This window comes from Chondromyces crocatus, from assembly GCF_001189295.1.
Taxonomy (GTDB): Bacteria; Myxococcota_A; Polyangia; order Polyangiales; family Polyangiaceae; genus Chondromyces; species Chondromyces crocatus.
Map to the genome: position 1 here is coordinate 1054995 of NZ_CP012159.1, position 20107 is coordinate 1075101.

The 20107-nt window shown below is 68.3% G+C and carries 7 protein-coding genes; 1 reads left to right on the forward strand and 6 read right to left on the reverse strand.

The genetic code is table 11. The features are described 5' to 3' along the window. Positions 1–118 precede the first annotated feature (118 nt). Positions 119–11749 carry a hybrid non-ribosomal peptide synthetase/type I polyketide synthase gene (locus tag CMC5_RS04035; RefSeq protein ID WP_082362231.1) on the reverse strand — a complete coding sequence of 3877 codons (11631 nt, stop codon included), beginning with the start codon at positions 11747–11749 and terminating at the stop codon, positions 119–121. Positions 11750–12922: 1173 nt separating this feature from the next. Next, complete coding sequence (locus CMC5_RS04040; protein ID WP_050429179.1) at positions 12923–13954, reverse strand: 3-oxoacyl-ACP synthase III family protein; 1032 nt, start codon at positions 13952–13954, stop codon at positions 12923–12925. 193 nt (positions 13955–14147) lie between these two features. Between CMC5_RS04040 and CMC5_RS04045 the strand changes: the two genes are divergently transcribed. Further along, positions 14148–15008: a radical SAM protein gene (locus tag CMC5_RS04045; RefSeq protein WP_218920227.1), complete on the forward strand. Its 861-nt coding sequence runs from the start codon at positions 14148–14150 to the stop codon at positions 15006–15008. A 204-nt stretch (positions 15009–15212) separates the two neighbouring features. Here the strand turns inward: CMC5_RS04045 and gspN are convergent, their stop codons facing one another. Genes gspN through CMC5_RS04065 form a run of 4 tightly spaced genes read right to left on the reverse strand, consistent with a single transcriptional unit; the run spans position 15213 to position 20066 of the window. After that, a complete protein-coding gene (gene gspN / locus CMC5_RS04050) occupies positions 15213–16544 on the reverse strand; it encodes a type II secretion system protein GspN (protein ID WP_050429181.1) in 1332 nt (443 codons plus the stop codon). Next, positions 16541–17155, reverse strand: coding sequence for a hypothetical protein (locus CMC5_RS04055; protein WP_050429182.1), 615 nt, complete (start codon positions 17153–17155; stop codon positions 16541–16543). The genes gspN and CMC5_RS04055 overlap by 4 nt, the downstream gene beginning before the upstream one ends. Continuing rightward, positions 17155–18663 carry a type IV pilus biogenesis protein PilM gene (gene pilM, locus CMC5_RS04060; RefSeq protein WP_050429183.1) on the reverse strand — a complete coding sequence of 503 codons (1509 nt, stop codon included), beginning with the start codon at positions 18661–18663 and terminating at the stop codon, positions 17155–17157. Before pilM ends, CMC5_RS04055 begins: the two co-directional genes overlap by 1 nt. A 26-nt stretch (positions 18664–18689) precedes the next feature. Continuing rightward, complete coding sequence (locus tag CMC5_RS04065) at positions 18690–20066, reverse strand: type II secretion system minor pseudopilin (protein ID WP_169796451.1); 1377 nt, start codon at positions 20064–20066, stop codon at positions 18690–18692. Positions 20067–20107: the final 41 nt, after the last annotated feature.

The following is a 20107-nucleotide window of genomic DNA, read 5'->3' on the forward strand; positions in this document are numbered from 1 at the left end:
ACGTCGGGGGTTGCAGGAACAGGAGGGGCGGTGTCATCGCGACCAGCGCGTCGGGATGGAAGTGCGCGATGCGCGTGCTCATGGCCCGGAAGTCATGGCACGCGCGCCGCCCGCGATGTCAGGACACCCAGTGGAAACGGTCTGCGGTGAGGACGGACTCGCTGGCGTTCCCGTGGCGACGGGTCGGGGTGTCCTCCTCTTTCAGGTGACGCTCGAGCCAGCGCGCCACGTCGTGGACGTGCTTTGCCTTCAGCATGCTGAAGTGGTTGCCTCGGACGCCGTACTGGGTGAACGGGTTGCCCGACAAGCTCGCCCAGAACCGTTCGGGATGCGGATCACCCGGATCGACATCGTCTTTGGCGCGGATGTAGACGAGCCCTGTGTCGATGGGGGTCGGCTCGTAGCGGGTGATTGCGCTCCAGGTCGCCATCATGACCTTGGCGAGGCCTTGCTCGTCGTCGAGCGCGGTGACGAAGCTTTCGTAATCGTCCGGCATGCGCTCTCGGAAGGTCTCGGCGTAGCGACGCAGGTCGGCGGTCGTCTCGACCCGGAGGCGCCGCAGGCCGTCGAGGGAAGGCGTGTCGATCAGCGTGAGGAAGGCGACGTTCTGGCCGGCTTCGAGGAGCTGTCGCACGACCTCGTACGCGATCACGCCCCCTGCGGAGTGACCTCCGATCCGGTAGGGGCCGTAGGGTTGGTGCGCGCGGAGCTCCTTGACGTACCGGGCGGCGATCTCGGTGATGTCGTCGAGGATCGCCTCCCCGGGTGCGGTGCCCGAGGCGCGGATCCCGAAGACGGGCAGGCTCGCCCCCAGGAAGCCCGCGAGGGGCCGGTAGGTCATCACCGTCCCCCCGATGGGATGGATGAGGAACAGTGGCTGGGCCGCCGTGTGCAGCGAGAGCGCCGCGTCGCGCTGGCTGGCCAGGCTGCCGCCGTCGTGCAGCGGGACGAGCAGCTTCGAGCGACGCGAGGGCGGCGCGCTGCCTCCGGAGATGGACGAGGGGGGAGCCTCGGTTGCGTCGCCGGGGGGCGCGAGCTTGCTGCGGATGCGCGCCAGAAACCCGGCGAACGTGGGATCGTGGGCGAGGGCGTGCGACTCGAGCTGGATGCCGAGTCGCTCCTGCACCAGCCGGAGGACCTTCACCGAACCGAGGGAGCTGCCCCCGAGGTCGAAGAAGTTGTCGTCGGGCCGGAACTGGTGGATGCCGAGCGCCTCTCCCCAGATGGTGGCGACCATCTGGCTGATCGAATCGCGCACCGCCACGTAGATGTTGGAGGAGCGCGCCGATGGCGGAGGAATGCTTCCGGGCGCGGGCGAAGGCAGGGTCGGCCTCGGCACCGAGGGGATCGGCGTGGAAGGCTGGATGCTCTCGAACGAGCGCCCAGAGCCCGTGGCCGGGTGCGACGAGGCCGCTCCCGAGCGCGCGACGTGGATGGTCCGCTGGAAGGGGTAGGTGGGGAGCGGGACGCGCTGGCGCCGCTCGTGTCGCCACATCGCGCGGAAGTCCACGGGGACGCCGGCGCACCAGAGCTGACCCAGGGTGAGCAGCAAGGACTCGAGGTCGTCGCGGCTGGAGCTGGCGCCGGCCAGCGTGGTGACCACCAGGCGAGAGGCGGCAGCGGGGTGCCGACGGGCCAGGGTGGTGAGCGTACGGCCCGGGCCCACCTCGACGAGCACGTGCGCGGGATCGTCGAGGAGTGTGGTGAGCCCCTCGGAGAAGCGGACCGTGCTCGCCAGGTGGCGCGACCAGTAGTGCGGGTCGCGGGCTTCCTGCTCGGTGAGCCAGCCGCCGGTGACGTTGGAGACGATGGGGAGGCGGGGTGAGCCTCGCTTCATGGTCTCCGCGCGCTGCCCGAGGCGGCTGGAGAGCGGAGCGATGAGGCGGGAGTGGGCTGCCACCGCGAGCGGGAGCCGCCGGGGCTCGATGCCGCGGTCGCGAAGCTCCGCCTCCAGGGCCGCGATGGGGGCGCGCGCGCCGGAGACCACCGAGAGATCCGACGCATTGATGGCGGCGAGAGAGAGCGCTTCGCTCATCAGGGGCCGGAGTTCGGCCTCGGAGAGCGGGACGCTCATGGTGGCCGAGTCGCGGGGCAGCTCCTCGTAGAGCCGACCGCGAAGGGCGACGAGGGCCACCGCGTCTTCGAGGGAGAGCACGCCAGCGAGGCGCGCTGCCGCATACTCGCCGAGGCTGTGCCCGGTGACGGCTTCGGGGATGACGCCCCAGGCGCAGAGCAGCTCCGAGAGGGCGTGCTCGGTCGCGAAGATCGTCGCGAGGTTCACGGCGGGGGCGTGGAGCCGCGCGTCGGCCTGGGCGCGATCGCTCCCGTCGGCGAAGAGGAGCGTGCGCATGTCGATCCCGAGGGCGTCGGCGAACAGGGAGGCGACCTGATCGAGCGCCTGCCGGTAGACGGGCTCGGTCTGGTAGAGCACGCGGCCCATCGCCCCGTCCTGGCTGCCACCGCCGGGGAACATGAACACCACCTTGGGGCGCGCGCCGTCGCTCCTGGCGGTGCAACCCCAGGCGGGGTCGCGCGTCCTCAACCGGCTGGCCGCGGTGGCGGCGTCGCTGGCGACGACGGCGCGGCGTTCCTGGAACTCCGCGCGACCGACCTGCAGGGTGAAGGCGATGTCGGCGGGCTCGGGTCGAGGCGCCCCGTCGGAGGGGGCGCCCGCGGTGAGGTGCGCAGCGAGGCGCTCGGTGGCGGTGTCGAGGGCCCGCTCGGTGCGGGCGGAGAGAACGAAGAGCTGGGCGCCGCGAGAGGACGAGGCCGCGGCGGGGGCCGGTGGCTCTTCGAGGATGACGTGCGCGTTCGTGCCCCCGACACCGAAGGCACTCACGCCGGCGCGCCGTGGTGTCGTCCCGCTCGGCCAGGGTCGGGCTTCGCTGTTGACGTAGAAGGGCGAGGTGTCGAGGTCGAGGTTGGGGTTGGGCCGATCGAAGTGCAGCGTCGGGGGGATGACGCCGTGCTGGAGCGAGAGCGCCGCCTTGATGAGCCCGGCGACGCCGGCGGTCGCGCCGGTGTGGCCGATGTTGCCCTTGAGGGAGCCGAGGGCGCAGTAGTTGCGCCGGTCGGTGTGACGCCGGAACGCGCGCGTCAGGGCGGAGACCTCGATGAGATCGCCGAGGGCCGTGGCCGTCCCGTGGGCCTCGACGAAGCCCACGCTGTCGGCGTCGACGCCGGCGGCCTTCTGGGCGCGGCTGATCACGTCGATCTGTCCGTCGGCGCTGGGGGCGGGGAAGTTGTTCTTGCTCGCCCCGTCATTGCCGATGGCCGAGCCACGGATGACGGCGTGGATCGTGTCTCCATCGGCCAGCGCGTCTTCCAGCCGCTTGAGGGCGACCAGGGCCACGCCGCTCGCGCCGACGATGCCCTGGGCCGCTGCATCGAAGGGGCGGCAGTGACCGTCCGGCGAGACGAGCGCCCCCTCCTCGGCCACGTGGCCGAGCCGATCGGGGGGGAGGATCACCGAGGCGCCGGCGAGGGCGAGGTTGCACTCGCCGAGGCGGAGGCTCTGGCAGGCGACGTGCACCGCGACCAGCGAGGTGGAGCAAGCGGTCACGAGGTTCAGCGCGGGGCCCCGCAGGTTGAGCTTGTACGCGGCGCGGGTGGTGAGCATGTCGGGCGTGTTGCCGATCAGCACCTGGTACTCGTCGACGCTGAGGGGCTCAGCGGTCCGGCCGAGCTGCTCGAGCCAGTACCGAGGCGCGTCGCAGCCGCCGAAGATGCCGATGCGCGCGTCGAGCTCGTCGTGCTCGTCGTGCTGGGGGCCGCCGCCGTTCATCGAGCGCGGTCCATAGCCGGCGCTCTCCAGCGCCTCGTGAGCGCACTCGAGGAACGCTCGGTGCTGTGGGTCCATGAGCGCCGCGTCCCTGGGGCTGTAGCCGAAGAAGGACGCATCGAACCCCTGGGCGTCGGCGACGACCCCCACGGCGGGGACGAAGCGAGGGTGCTTCAGGAGTGCGCTGTCGACACCGGCCGTTGCGAGCTGTTCCGGTGTGGAGAGGGTGATGCTCTCCACCCCACCGCAGAGGTTCTGCCAGAGTTCCTCCACGTTGCGTGCGCCCGGGAAGCGGCCCGCCATGCCGATGATGGCGATCGCGCCCGGAGGGCCTCGGTCCTGCGTGGTGGAGGGAGTGACGGGGAGAGGAGGAGCGAGGGCGACGTCCTGGCGCGCTGGCTTCAGCGGAAGCGCAGAGGGCTCCGCGGTGGCCTCGAGGTGGCCGGCGAGGCTGCGGACCGTGGCGTGCTCGAACAGCTCCACCATGCGCAGGGAGCGGCCGAGGCGCGCCTCGATGAGCGCGCCCATGCGCGGCAAGAGCAAGGAGTATCCCCCCAGGTCGAAGAAGGGGTTGTCGATGCCCACCTGCTCGAGGTCGAGCAGATCGCGCCAGATCGCGCAGAGCGACTCCTCCAGCGGCGTGCGCGGCAGGGTGAAGTCGCGCGTCAGCTCGGACTTCTTGCGGTCGGGCGGAGGCAAGGCGCGTCGATCGACCTTGCCGTTGGGGGTGAGCGGGATCCGCTCCAGGGCGACGAAGGCGCGCGGCACCATGTAGTCCGGCAGCCGGTGCTGCAGGGCGGCACGGAGGGACGGCAAGAGCCTCTGTGCCCGTTTGCCGCTCACCGGATCGTTGGCCAGCGGGGTGGCGATGCTCTCGGCGGCGTAGGCGCGTGACCACCAGCGCCGTGGCTGCTCGATGGAGGTCTTCTCGAAGAGCACATCCACCGTGTAGGGATCGTCTCGGCCCGGCGAGACGCGCACCTCGTAACCGAGCTGCTCGCCGAGCTGCCAGAGTTCCTCGGGCTCGATGATCGCCGTGGGGGCCACCGCCGCCCGCGCGGCGTGACCTTCCGGCGTGTGGGAGCTGATGCCGAGCTGCTCGAGGCACTGCGCATCCTGGTAGACGCGTGCGCAGGGAATGCCCGTCACCTCGGCGGCCCGCGGTCGCTCGTCGCGGAGCCACCGCTCGATGGAGGTGAGGCTGCCGGTGAGCTGGCAGAAGCGCAGGACGCGCTCGACGACGACCGAAGGGGGCGGCTGGCCGACGTGAAGCACGACGTCGTACCGGAAGCGGGTCATCTCGTCGTCGTGGCGGCCTCGCTTCGTCCACACCTCGGCGCCACCCAGACCGAGGAGATCATGGGCGAAGCGATGGAACAGCTCCGGCGCGAGCACGAGCTCCGACTCGGTGGCGATGGCATGGCGGACGCGCTCGCCCAGCATCTCCGACGGGAGACGCGGGGGCGCACGGTGACGTTCCACCGAGGCATGGAACGCAGGCAAGAGTGGCAGGCTGCGGACGTCGCCGATGAAGATGACGCCGCCGGGACGAACGGCGCGCACCGCCCCCTCGATGACCCGCTCCAGGTAGCGCGCGTCGGGGAAGTACTGAATGATCGAGTTCAGCACCACCACGTCGAAGCGCCCCTCGTCCGCGGGGCGGACGTCGGTGGCTTCGCGTCGCTCGAGGCGCACGTGGTCGAGCCCTTGCTCCGCGGTGCCATGGCGCAGGAGCGCGATCGCCGACTCGGAGAAGTCCGTGCCCAGGTACTCCGCGCAGCGCGGCGCGACCTGGTACAGGAGCAGCCCCGTCCCGCAGCCGATCTCCCAGACGCGCTCGGGCTGGAGCGCGAGGATGCGTGCCACGGTGCTGTTGCGCCAGGAGCGCATGACGTCGGCCGGGATGGGGCCGTGCGTGTAGCTGCTGGCCCAGCCCGAGATGTTGAAGGTGATGTCCCCTCCGGAGGACACGGCGCGGCCGTAGGTGTCCTCGTAGAGGTTGCGCCAGTCCTCGATCTGCTCCGCCTCGATGGTGCCTTTCTCGATGGCGATGCCCGGGCAGCCCGGACGAGGCACGACATACGCCACCAGGCGACGCTCGCCCGGGGTGTCTTCCCGCAAGAGGACCGCGGCCTCCTGGACCGCGGGGTGCTCACCGAGGGCGGCCTCGATTTCCTGCAGCTCGATGCGAACCCCGCTGACCTTCACCTGGTCGTCGATGCGGCCCAGGAACTCGAGCTGCCCGTCGGGCCGGAAGCGCACCCAGTCTCCCGTCCGGTAGAGCCTGGCGCCCGGGGTGTCGTCGAAGGGGTTCTCGATGAAACGCTCCATGGTCAGCTCGGGGCGACGCAGGTAGCCGCGTGCCACGCCCGGCCCTCCGATGTGGAGCTCGCCTGGAACGCCGACGGGGACGAGCTCTCCGTGAGGGCCCAGCGGGAGCGCGCGGACGTTGGCGAGGGGCCTCCCGATGGGAGGCGCGCCGCGGCCTGGATGACACTCGGTCATCGTGGAGGCGACGGTGCATTCGGTGGGGCCGTAGGCGTTGATGAGCCTCCGGCTCTTCGCCCAGCGGTCGACCAGGTCTGCCGGGCAGGCCTCGCCGCCAACGATGATGGTCTCGAGATCGGGGAATGCCTCCACGGGCTGCTGCGCCAGGACGGACGGGGGCAGGAACACCGACGTGATCCGATGGCGCCGCAGCGATCGGGACAGGTCGGGGCCGGGCATGACGGCGTACGACGGCTCGATGTAGAGCGTGGCGCCCGCGCAGAGGGTCATGAGCAGCTCCCAGATGGAAGCATCGAACCCGAGGGCTGCCGTCTGCAGGACGCGCGCGCCGGGACGGAGGCCGAGCAGTCCCCGGCCCGCCTCGACGAGGTGAACGGCGTTCCGATGCTCGACGACGACCCCCTTGGGGCGGCCGGTGGAGCCGGAGGTGTAGATCACGTACGCCGGGTCGGCGGGACGCACCTGGCTGGGCAGCCGCGCGGTGGTGCCTGGCTCGCGCCCCGCTTCGATCGTGCTGAGCTGCAGGGTGATCTTGCAGCGGTCCGGCAGGCGCCCCGCCGTGTCGGCGTGGCAGAGGAGCACGGGGGCGCCGCTGTCTTCGATCAGGAAAGCCAGTCGATCGGTCGGATGGGCCGGGTCCAGCGGCAGGTAGGTGGCGCCGGCCTTGAGGACGCCGAAGAAGGCGACGACCACATCGATGGAGTGTTTGAGGCAGCTCGCGACCAGCGTGCCGCCCGCACCCGCCTCACGCAGACGTCGGGCGAGGCGGTTCGACGCTTCGTCGAGCTCGCGGTAGGTGAGCATGTGGCCGCTGGCGATCACCGCCGGCGTGTGCGGGTTGCGATCGGCCTGCTCTTCGAAGAGCTCGTGGAGGCAGCGGGTCGTCGGCAGTTCGAGGCGCGGCCCCCGGCCCATGGAGCCGAGGAGCTCGGCTTGCTCTTCCGGCGCGAGCAGTGGGAGCGCCGACAGCTTCGTGCCAGGGGTGGTGGCCGCTCCCTGCACGAGGCGCAGGAAGTGACGGATCATGGCCGCGATGCGCCAGTCGTCGAAGAGATCGGTGCTGTGCTCGAAGGCACCGATCACGCTGCCGTCGCTCTCTTCCCAGCAGAACAGGCTCAGGTCGAAGATCGTGGAGCGCGCCTTGGCGGTGATGGGGTGTGAAATCACCCCCTCCAGGTCGAGGTGCCGCTCACCAGGAGGCTGCGGAGCGAACGCGACCTGGACCAGCGGGTTGTAGCTCGGACTGCGCGCGATCCGGAGCTCTTGAACGAGCCGCTCGAAGGGGACGGAGGCGTGCTCGTACGCCGCCACGCTGGCTTGTCCGACCCGCTGGAGCAGCTCTTCGAACGTCGGATCTCCCGAGAGATCGAGCCGGACGGGGACGGTGTTGACGAAGAAGCCGAGCGAGCCTTCCAGCTCGACGCGATCACGGCCAGCGACAGGGATGCCGATGAGCAGGTCGTCGCGGTGCGTGTAGCGATGGAGCAGCGCGGCGTAGGCCGTGAGCAAGGCCATCGTCGGCGTCAGGCTGCGCGCGCTGGCGAGCGCCCTGAGTGCCTGGGCTTCGGCGGCCCCGATCCGGAAGGAGGCCGTCGCGCCACGGAAGCTCAGCGCCGGAGGGCGCGCGCGGTCGGCCGGGAGTTCGAGGAGCGGCGCGACGTTGGCGAGCGTCTCGCGCCAGTAGTCGAGGTGCGGCTGGAAGGGATCCTCGTCGAGCGCCCGCTGCCACGCAGCGTAATCGCCGTACTGCACGGGCAGGGGAGACAAGGGCGAAGGTGCGCCGTTGCGGTTGGCCTCGTAGAGAACGGCGATCTCGCGCAGCGCCACGCCCATGGACCAGCCATCAGTGACGATGTGATGGAAATCGAGGAGCAGCACATGCTCCTCCGGCCCCAGTCGGAGCAACGCGGCGCGGAACAGCGGGCCGTTCTCCAGATCGAAGGGCCTGGCCAGCTCCGTGTCGATGCGCCGTCGCACCTCGGCTTCGCGCTCGATTGGCGGCAGGTCGGAGAGGTCGGCCTGCTCGACGAGCCGCGCCCGGCCGTCGTGGATGCACTGGATCGGGAGACCCTCCTGCTCGACGAAGGTCGTCCGTAGGATCTCGTGCCGCTGGGTGAGATCATGCAAGCTCCGGCTGAGGGCCTCGGCGTCGAGAGGGCCTTCCAGGCGGAAGAAGGCGGGGCAGATGTACGCCGTGCTCTCCGGCGCGAGCCGGTGCAGGAACCAGAGGCGCTCCTGTGCGAAGGAGAGCGGCAGGGGGCCACCCCGGGGGGCACTCGGGATCGTGCAGATGGACTCCTGCGCGATGGGGGTGCGCGTGCGGATGAGGGCGGCCAGCGCCGCGACCGTGGGGGCGGCGAAGAGCTCGGTGAACGAGACGTCGAGCCTGTGCTTCTGCCGGATGCGGGAGAACACCTGCACGGCTTGCAGGGAGTGTCCGCCGAGCGCGAAGAAGTCGTCGTTCACGCCGATCTGTCGGATACCGAGCAGCTCTTGCCACAGCGTGACGAGGTGCTTCTCCAGCGCGTCGGTCGGCGCTTCGTAGGGGCTCGCGAGGTCCTGACGGGACTCGGCCGGCGCAGGCAGCGCGCGCCGGTCGATCTTTCCGTTGGGCGACAGGGGAAATGACGCCAGCACCACGAACGTGGACGGGACCATGGCGTCGGGGAGATGCGTGCGGAGGAACTCTCGGAGCGCCTTCGTCGAGAGCCCTTCCTCGGACGGGTCGACGGTGCAGGGAGGGTGGCTCGGCGATGCGCTGCGCGAGGATGGCGAGGCGGCGACCACGTAGGCGACGAGGCTGAGGTTCCCCTGGGTGGTCTCCCGTGTCGTCACGAGCGCCTCCCCGACGGTGGGGTGCTCGCGGAGGCGCGCCTCGACTTCGCCCAGCTCGACGCGCACGCCGCGGATCTTCACCTGATGATCCAGGCGGCCCAGGAATTCCAGCTCGCCGTCCTCGCGCCAGCGAACCCGGTCGCCCGTGCGGTACATCCGGGCGCCGGCCTCGAGGTGGAAGGGATCGGGGAGGAACCGCTCGGCGGTGAGCGCCGCGCGCTTCAGATACCCGCGGGTGACACCGCAGCCGCCGAGGTAGAGTTCTCCGGCAACCCCCACGGGCACTGGCTGGCCGTGCGCGTCGAGCACGTACGTCCGCGCGTTGGCCATCGGTCGACCGATCGGGGGAGTCCCCGCGCCTGGTTGGCAGTCGGTCGTCGTGGCGTAGACCGTCGCCTCGGTGGGGCCGTAGGCGTTCACGAAGCGACGGCCGGGAGCCCAGCGGTCGACGAGGGATGCCGGGCACGCCTCCCCGATCACCACCAGGGTCTCGAGTTCGGGGAGCTCCTCCAGGGGGTGCTGCGCGAGGACGGACGGAACGAAGGTGGCCAGCGTGGGTCGGTAGCGACGCAGGTGCGCGGCGAGCGAGGGGCCGGGCAAGGCGTCGCCCGGCGGGACGAGGCAGAGCGTGGCGCCGGCGCAGAGGGCCAGGATGAAGTCCCCAACGGAAACATCGAACCCGAGGGACACGAGCTGGAGCACCCGGTCTCCTCGGCCCACGGAGAATGCGTTTCGCTGCGCCTCCACGAGCTGGACACCCTGGCGGTGCTCCACGAGCACGCCCTTGGGCCGGCCCGTCGAGCCGGAGGTGTAGATGCCGTAGGCAACATTGGCGGGGTGGACGTGGGCTCGTGACCGCGAGGTACTCCGCAGCGAGATGTCGGGCCAGTCGGTATCGAGGCAGAGGCGCGTCGTCTGGCAGGGCGGAAGCCGGTCGATGTGGCGTTCGAGCGTGAGGGTGACGTGGGCCCCGCTGTCTTCGAGGATGAAGGCCAGTCGTTCCGCCGGATAGCTCGGGTCCAGCGGCAGGTACGCTCCGCCCGCCTTGAGGATGCCGAGGAACGCAACGATGGACTCCACCGAGCGTTCCATGCAGCAAGCGACGAGCGTCTCGGGACCGACGCCGAGTTCACGCAGCCGGTAGGCGAGCTGATTGGCGCGTCGCTCGAGCTCGATGTAGGTGAGGGAGCGGCTCTCCAGGACGAGCGCCTGAGCATAGGGCTGAAGATCCACCTGCTGCTCGAAGAGCTGATGAATGCAGGCATCCCGCTGGAAATCCGCGGATGTTGAATTCCAGATATCGATGAGCGCGCAGCGTTCGTCCTCTGGCAGCAAGGAGAGAGACGAGACGGGCACATCGGGCGCGTCGACGCTGCTGCGCAAGATCTGCTCCCAGTGATTCAGCAGGCGTCTCCCTGCGGCCTGGGTGAGCAGGTCCAGCCGGTGCTCGATGCGCAGCGTGGTGTTCTTGCTGTGCGTCAGAAAAGATGCGGTGATGTCGAATGCCGACCACGGAAGCCGGAGGTCGGCGCAGGTCACCTTCAGTCCTGGCCCCCCATCGAGTTCCGGCAGCGGCTCGCGCTGATGAAAGAACACCTGGGCGAGGGGAGGACGGCCTGGCGTGCGCGGGGGCGCGAGTGTCTCGACCATGCGCTGGTAAGGGGTCTGGCCTCTCGCCCGGGCCTCTCGGATGGAGCTGCGCAAGCGCGCCACGAGCCGCTCCCAGGTCGTCTCCTCGTCGAACCAGACCGCCACGGGCACCAGATTGCCCACATGGCCGATCAGTCGCTCCGACCCTGGCTGACTGCGGCCTGCGGTGCGCACGGCGACGACCACGCCGGGCTGACCCGAGCAGCGGTGCAACACGATGGCGAGTGCGGCAAGAATGGCCGCCTCCAGGCTGCCGGCGTCTCCACCGGCCATGCGCCGGAGCCGCTCGGTGAGGACGGGATCGACATGACAGTCCGCGGTGCCTGTTTCGAGCGAGCCCCCTTGCCTTTCGATGCCATCACCCCAGAACTCCAAGGCGGGAGGGGCGCCGGCGAGCTGCCTGCGGAAAAATGCAGACTCTTCGTCTTCAATCACTGTTTCCACGCTCGTGGCCTGAGCACGCGCGTATTCCAGGTAATGCAGCGCCACCCCTGCCAGCGGGTGCCCTCGGTATGCCGCGAAGAGTTCTGCGAGCAAGAGACCGATGCTGGTGTCATCGGCCACCAGATCGTGGAGTGAAAGCACGAGGAAATGGCGCCTCGGGTGGACGCGAACGAGACGCACCCTCCAGAGAGGCGCCGTGAGCGAGGAAAAGGGGAGTGACGCGGCGTCCTGCGCTGCCCGCATCGCCGCCTCGTCGGAGCCGCCGTCCAGCAGGATCAGCTCGAAATCGATGCGCGGATCCGCCGAGATGACCTGACGTGGCTTGCCGGCGCGGTCGACGAACCGCGCACGCAGCATGCAGTGGCGTCCCGCTATGGAGCGCAGCGCCGCGGACAGCCGCGCCACATCGCATTCTCCATCGATCCAGACGCCTCCCAGCTCGTGCAGCGCCGGCGAAGGACCGTGGATCCGGTTCAATAACCAGATTCGCTCCTGCTCGAACGAGACCGGATGCTCTTCAATCCTTTTCATGATGCACCTCTGTCGCTCCGCGCGCTGGAGCGAATGACGCTGGATACTGCGTGGACGCAGTGGTGCCGCCGCGTCGCTGGCCCCCACCGCCGCCCACGGGTGAGTGATCACATTGCACTGAGCCAAGCCAGATATGGCCCCTCGACCTCGAACACGAGGACCGGGATGCAAGCGGATTACAGGACTGGGATGGGGGGAAACCCCTCCACTGCAAGGCTGATTGCCACTGATCCTATTATGCGGACGATATGATGGATCATGCAGTCGCTGCAAGTTAAATGTCTATTTGCCGTAGCACCTGCGACCTGCGCGCGCTGCACGGGTGTCGAAATTTCGACGTGGGCCGCGCCTGCCCAGCATGTCACTCGAATCGACGTGCTGTTGAACTCGTGAGCCCTGATACGACTCGCAATGGTCGTATCGCCACATAAATTTATGCCGCCGTGATGGCCCATCCTCGTGCGCGTGACGACGGAACACGGTGGGGGCGGCACGATAGCGAGGATGTACGCGTCTGCCGCCCAGGGCACCGCTGTGCGGCGGCACGACGCCGTCGTCGTCCGAGCGCCTTCGTGATCAGGACGTATCTCACGCAGGAGCCGTCGAGCGATTCCGACAACGCGACTCGCAACGAATCCTGATGGCGTGCAGCGATCCGGCGCCCCTGCGTCGGTGAACCCTACGCGTGTGGCTGCTGGTGGGCCGCTTCCAGGCAGAAGGAGCGAGCGCTCACGCGTGAGGATCGGAAGGCGGGACGAGCTGGACCGCGGATTCGGTGAATGCGTGATTCCATCGATCCCGCACTGCATCGCGCGTGACGCTTCCCTCTCTCGGGCGGGATGGGGGCCAGCATCTCTTTCGATCGCACGGCGGGAGCGCTTGGGACCTCAATGATTGCACGCGCAAGAATGCGCTCTTCCGAGGAGGCGTCGGCTTCTCTCCGCGATGCCCCTGAGGCGCGCTGATCTCGCTGGATCCACTGGCGTTCCACGCGCATTCGCGCACCATGAGATCGCGGCTCTTCCCAACGCGCCATGGCGTCCCCCCCTGGAAAGCTAAGGTAGTCGTTCGTACGAAGCAGTGTCAACCGTGGGACGGGGCTTCTTCGCCTGTGATCGTTTCATGCACATCGTTTCACGCGCAATGAGGGCGGGTGGAACGCGATGTGCTCGCTCACCAGTCGACGATCGCGGAACCCCAGGTAAATCCCGACCCGAAGGCGACGAGCGCGACCTTCATGCCCTTCCGAAGGGTTCCTTCACGCTCTGCCTCCGCGAGGAGCAGAGGGATGGTCGCTGCCGTGGTGTTCCCGTAGCGCTCGATATTGCTGAGCACCTTGTGGGGGGGGATGTTCAGCGTGCTCGCAACGTACTCATTGATTCGTTTGTTTGCCTGGTGAAAGAAGAAGAGGTCGATATCGTTGGCATCGACATTGAGCGCCCAGCAAGCCTGCATGAGCGCGCCACACATCCTCTCGACAGCATGGCGGAAAACAACCTTCCCCTCCATGTATGGCCAGAGCATGGCAGGGTCGACCCGTCCCATTCCATCTTCCCCTACCGGGATATAAGGTCTTTTACGGATATCCCAGACCTTGAGGCACAGCGTATCTGCGAAGCGGCCGTCGGCGCCCAGGTGCCAGGTGCGGACGCCCCTGTCTTCTTCGGTGGCGCTCACAATGACCGCGCCGGCGCCGTCGCCGAACAGCGAGGCGACCTGTCGGCCGCGTGTGCTGAGGTCGAGGGCTGCCGAGTGCGTCTCCGCGCCGACCACGAGGACATGACGGGCCGCGCCGGAACGGACCATCGCAGTGGCCGTCCCGAGGCCATAGAGGAAACCGGAGCACTGGTTGCGAATGTCCATCGCGGGGACGAATTTCGGCGAGTCCCCCTCCAGCAGCCCGAGCTTGCGCTGCAGATAGACGCCAGAGCCGGGGAAATGGTGCTCGGGGGACAGGGTGGAGAACAGGATGAGGTCGAGGTCGTGTTTCTGGATCCCTGCCCTGGCGATTGCCTCCTCGGCCGCATGGACCGCCAGATCGGAGCTCCCCACGCCTTCTTCGGCGAACCGTCGTGCCTCGATGCCGGTGCGCTGAACGACCCACTCGTGCGTCGTGTCGATGCCGAAATCACGAGCGAGATCGTCGTTGGTGACGACACGAGGCGGCACGTAAGAGCCGGTCCCTGAGATGTAGGCGTTGAGCATCGGGGCCGTTTGGCGTGGCGGTGCGGTGATGTCAACGGCCGCGCCGGTTTGGGCGGGACCACGCGGTGCGTCGCAGAAGGCACGCGTGTTCGGGCGGACGGGCCGCGCGCCAGCCGCCCGGCGCCGGAGGGGCCAGAGGGCCCCTGCCTGTTCGGGTCCTGGTCTCGCTGCGCCAGGTGCTTAAACTGTCCGGGTGGTTAGTGTGTCGCGCCGCCTCACCGTCACGGATCACGACCGTCGCGCTGCCGGGATGACGTACGTCTACCCGGTGGTGTCGCGGCGGGCCGGGGGCGTCTCGGTGGGGGTCAACTTGAACCCCAACAATGCCTGCAACTGGCGCTGCGTGTACTGCCAGGTCCCTGATCTCACGTTCGGGAAGGGGCCGGCGGTGGATCTGGTGCAGCTCGAGCAGGAGCTCCGCGGTCTGCTGGAGGAGGTCACCCACGGGGACTTCATGGAGCGGTGCGTTCCCGAGGGGGTGCGCCGGCTCAACGATGTCGCGTTTTCCGGTAATGGTGAACCCACCACGTCACCTCAGTTCGGGGAGGCCGTGGACATCGCTGGCCAGGTGCTCGAAGCGTTCGGGCTGCTGGGCTCGGTGAAGCTGGTGCTCATCACGAACGGGTCGATGTTGAACAAGCGCCCGGTGGCCGATGCGATAGCGCGCATGGCGACGCTGAACGGGGAGGTGTGGTTCAAGCTCGACAGCTTCACGGCCGAAGGGGCACGCCGGATCAACCACAGCGCCGCGCCCCTCGAAGAGCACCTCGCCCGGCTGAGCATCGCGGCGAGCGCCTGCCCCACCTGGCTTCAGACCTGTCTGTTCTCGTGGGACGGGCAGGAGCCCGTGGAGGAAGAGCTGGTGGCCTACCTGGAAGGCATCCGCGCCCTGGTCGAGCGCGGGGTGCCCGTGCGCGGGGTGCTGCTCTACACGGTCGCGCGCCCTTCGATGCAGCCAGAGGCTTCCCGGCTGGAACCCCTCCCAGAAACCTGGCTCCGGGCGTTCGCAGCCCGCATCGAAGCGGCAGGGTTGCCCGCGCGTGTGAGCGCTTGACCCATGCGACCGGGAGCTTCGCACGCTCCGCGAGGCGACGAGGTGAGGTCGGCTCTCTGCCTGTACGCACGCTGCGCCGATGGTCCGAAGCGTCGAGATGCGTCAGACGTCGCGCTTGGAGGGCGGGGGCTGGTAGGGGGTGGGGACGCGCGCCCCTGCCGTGTGAACGAGTGCCGGCCCGCCCTCGCCGAGGCGGGGCGGTGGTCACTGTTCCTGGGGAACGTTCTCGTCGACCTGTTCCTCCCCGCGAGGCACCGGGGGGCGGACATCCAGAGGCGGATCCAAGCGGTCCTCCTGGGCAGGCGGCGGGATGGGGGCCGGTTCGGGCACGGGCTCCGGTCGTTCCTGTTCCCGGGGCGGCGCCTCGTTGACGGGGGGTGAGGTCGCGGGCTTCCTGGCCTCCGAGGTGCCCAGCGGAAGCCCGAGGCCTCCTGGCTTCTTGGCTGCCCCGTTGAATGGCGTCTCGGTGCCCCGCCCGCGCTGGCGAGACGCCGCCGGGGTATCGCTCGCATGGGGGTCGAACTTCAGCCGCTTCAAAGCGCCATGCGCGTGCCAACCGTAGAACCCATCGGAGCGCTTGGCGCGCTTCATCCGCGGCTCCAGCGTCTCGATGAGGCCTGGCGGTCCGGACCCGCTGGGATCACCGAGGACCGACTTGGTCGTGTCGTTCTTGCCGCGGTAAGCATCCGAGAACTTGAAGCGTACGTAGAGGTCCGCCAGCGAGTTGTTCCATGGCTCGCGCACGTTGACCTTGCCGTCCCCCTCGAGCTCGACATCCGGTCCGCCGGCTGAAAGCTTGGTGAACTTGAGGATCCCGTCCTTGGCTTCGGCGGAGACGGTGAGTTCGCCGAGGCGCGCTGTCGGAAGCTCGATCAGCCCTTTGATTTTCGTCTTCCCGTCGCCGGCCATGACTTCCGTCCCGGTGATCTCGAGGAGACCGTTGGCCTTGTTGAATTTGCCCTCGGGAGCCTCGAGCTCGAGCTTGCCGCTCAGCGTCCCGCGCAACGGGATGCCACCGATGGCCTCTTCGAGGGGCTCGATCTTGCTCAGATCGAGGTCCGTCATCTCGACCTCGATGGCGCCGCTCGTCTTGCCCACGGGGGCGACGCCTTGCACCACCCCTCCGAACACATTGGCCCAGAAGTCGACGCGGATGCGACCCATGAAGAGGGGGAGAATGCGTACCCGCGCGTGAGCTTCGTCGATCTCGATCACCGAGGGACGGGGGCCGCTGGACGCGCTGTCGGCGCTCCCAGCGGACGGGAGCCCGCGGGCCGTCGTCGCTCCTTCAGGGGGCAGGATGAGGCGCGCCCCTTTCACTTCGAGGCCGGTGAACCAGTAGGAGTCGAGCTCATCGATCTCCAGCTTCTGTGTCGCCGTGCCGCCGCGCTTCGTCTGCGCCCGATCGAACTCCTCGATCAGCCGATCCTTCAGGCGATCATAGGGAAAGGTGAGGTAGCCGAACAGGCTCAGACAGAAGAGGTAGAATGCGGGGTAGGCCGTCCACCGCGCGACCTTGAGCGCCCATTGCTTCATTTCTCGCTCTCCGCGTCCTCGGAAGGCTCACCGCTCGGCTGCGCCGTGTTCGCGCCTGCGGCGCTGCTCGCAGGGTCGGGCTTGCGCTCGAATGCGGAGACGCCGAGCTCCACCTGATACGAGTCCGGCTCCCCGGAGCGCGGCTTGAGGTTGAGCTTGGAGATCGACACGGGGTAGCCCGAGGTCTCGATCTGCTCGAGCATCTTCGCGAACGGCAGCATGCCGATCTTGTTCATCTTCACCACGGTCACCTTCTCGGTGTACCGCTTGCCGTGAGGCACGTCGGGGCGCTCTTGTGACTCGGAGGCCGTGAGGCCCTGCTTCTTCGCCGTCTCTTCGAGGTATCCCGGAAGCGCAGGGGCCGGCTTGGCGTAGCGCGCGAGGAGCGCACCTCGCTGCGATTTGCGCTCGGCGAGTCGACCTTCGGCCTCGTAGATCGAGCTGACCAGATCGCGGATCTCCTGGTTCTCGCTGCGCTGCGTGGAGACCATGCGCATCAGGCCGAAAGGCATCACGAGGAGGAGAATGGCGCCGACGAAGGCACCGAAGATCAGCAGCAGCCGACGCTCTCGCGGCTCCAGTTTGTCGAGGCGCTCGCGCATGGTGGCCATCAGATTCCCTCCGGCTTTTCGGCGGGAGAACTCGTCCCCTCACCCTCGGCGCTGCTCTTGGGCTTCTTCTTGTTCTTGTCCTCGCAGGCGAGCGTCATCTCCAGCACGTACTTCTGTTTCCCCTCGGTGAACTGGGAGAAGCGCCCGACCTTCACGTCACGGAAGCACTTGTACTCCTTGAGCTTCTCGGTGATGGCCTGCGCGTCGGCGACGGAGGGGACCACGCCCTGGATGGTGGCGTGTCCGCGGTTCACGTCGAGCTCGAGCACGTCGTGGGTGACCTCCTTCGGGACGGCCTTGGAGAGCTGCACCATGACGTCGAAGGCATCGACGCGCGGCATGGGATCCTCGTCGGCGGCCGGGCCGCTCTCGAGCAGCTCGCGGGCACGAATCGGATCGCTCGTCTCTTCGCCGAGGACATCACGGGAGGCGGAGGAGAGCACGCCGGTGAGGGCCTCGTGCTCGGCATTGAGGCCGCGCATCTCGGCGATGATCGAGAAGCCGAAGCTCAGGGCGATGACCGTCCCGAGGCCCGCGAGCATGGGCACCTTCTCGCGGAGGAAGGGGTAGCTGCGTTCGGCTTCCAGGGCGCCGCGGCGCAGGTTGAGGCCTCTGGGGCGCCCCGCGAGGCCGAGCGCGAGCGCGAGCGCCTTCGCGAAGCGGGGGAGGACCGCGGTCTGCTCTGGCGTGATGCCTTCGAGTCGCGCTTGGGGTAGCGGCAAGAGGGGGAGGCCGAGCTCGCCCGAGAACCACTGCTCAGCGCTATGTAGACTCGTTCCACCACCGATCAGGTAGATCCCGGCCGGTGGATTGCCGCCCAGATTCCGCCACGCGGCCAGCGTTTGACGCAGCTCGCGGGCGAAAAGGGGGGCTGATTCGAAGGTGAGTCCAGCCATCCCACGGGACAGCGTGCGGGCAAAGACCGGCTCACCGTCGGAAACGACCAGCATGTCGGAGGTATGGGACTCGAGGTTGAGGAGGACGACCGGTCCCGTCGCGACGCCCGGCGGCTTCGACAGCGTGGGCATCACCGTCTCCAGGTTTGCGAGCGAGAGGGGCCCGGTGGAGACGCGCTCCGGCTCGAGGTCGATCGCCTCCCGTACGGCGGTGATTCGCTCCCGTACGTCGGCCGTGCGCGCGACGGCAGCGAAGACCGGGATGGTCGTGGAACCGGGCTCTCGCTTGAGCACGCGGTAGTCGAAGATGGCGTCATCCATCTCGAAGGGGATGGTCGCCTCCAGCTCGAAGGCGAGGACGCTCTCCAGCTCCTTCTGCGCCGCCGCCGGCATGTCGAGACGCCGGTAGAACGACTGCTCGCCGGAGAGGGCGACGGACGCCGCGTCGGGGCGGACCATGCCTGCGGCGGCCTTCATGGCGGCGATCTGGGAGCCCGCGTCAGCGACGGAGACCTCCCCGAAGCCCTCGAGGATCACCTTGCGGTAGGCAGTCCGGATGAGGACCGCCCGCACCACGTTCTTCTCTGCATCGATACCGAGCAACCTTGCCATCGGACGCTTTCCCTTGTGCCCTGATCCTACTCGATGCGCCAGTAGACGATGTTCCCGGCGGGGTCGGTCCGGACGTTCGATTCATGAGTCTGCGGGTTCATCGAAGAGCCGAGGGAGCTGGAGGTCCCCATCGGGATCACCCCCGCCTCCTGAGCCGCCGCCGAGAGGGCCGTCGCGCCGGTGATGTCGACCACCGCGTGAATGCGCACCCGCGTCTCGCGCTTGTTCCCCGGGATCACGCCTTCCGCGTAGATGCTGAAGAACTTGCTCTCGGTGCTCACCGCCTTCTTGAACTCCGTTTCCATCGCCGGCATGAACGTGACGGGCTGGACCCCGAGTGCGCCGAGCACCATCGCCCCGATGCCGCCGCCTTGCCCCTTGCCGCTGATGGCATTCACGAAGTCGGCGCCCTTGCCGAAGACGGGCGCGCCCTGGAGCATTCCCTGCACCAGGGAGAGTCCCATGAGAAACTGCCCCGCCTGCGCCGGGTCGATGCAGAGTGGCGTGGTCGGATCGGCGTATGCGCACACGAGGGCCAGCAGGGTGGCGGGGTTGGCGGTGTTCACGTTCACGGCCGCCTGCGGCTTGCCCCACACGGTCATGATGCGCTTGCTGGGGTTACTCGGATCGGGATCGATGAACGTCGCCCAGAAATCGTCGCCGACCCCCCGCACCATTCTCAGCTCTTCGATCGAGTCATAGGCGGCGTTCTTCCGGAGATAACCTTTGCCAATGAGCTGATAGAAATTGTCCTCGACACCCGTCGCGGCAGCGGCAGCGGTGGTGGCCATCGGGTTGCAGCCGTTGTTCTGCTCGTCATCGTCCGCCCAGTCGATGATGGCGCTGCAGATGGTCGAGGGATCGGAGTACTGACCATCCGCGTCACGTTCCTCGAAGAGGGGGCGGTACTGATTCTGATTGAACAGGGCGAGGAGCTGCTGGGCCAGCCGTGCCTGGTCGGTGAACGAGATGTGCCCCTTCGCGGCGAGGTTGACGTTGATCTTCGAGTCCTCGTCGACGATCTTGAGTTCGAAGCGACCGCCTCCGGCGAGCCCCAGGTTCTTCCCACCCGCGGTATCGATGCCGGCGATGCCCGTGAAGGCAGCCGCTCCCGAGGCGTCATTGAAGGGCCCCACGAGCATGTCGGCATAGTTCCAGACGGGGATCTGTGGAGAACTCTGCATCCCCATCATGAGAAACATGGGGAGCAGCGAATTGCGGATGGTGGGCTCTGTCGCAATCACCAGGCGCCCCAGGTTGACCGCACTCCGTGCGTGGTACTCCGCCCTGAGCGCGTCGCGATCGGCCAGCGCTGCGGAGAGTTCCGAGGTGGTCTCGTCCTGGAGATCGGTCAGGAACACGGTGAGCACCGCGATGGCGCCCATGACCATGACCAGCGCCACCCCGCGACGATCCTGAACTCGCCGTGCGCGTTCGCGCCTGG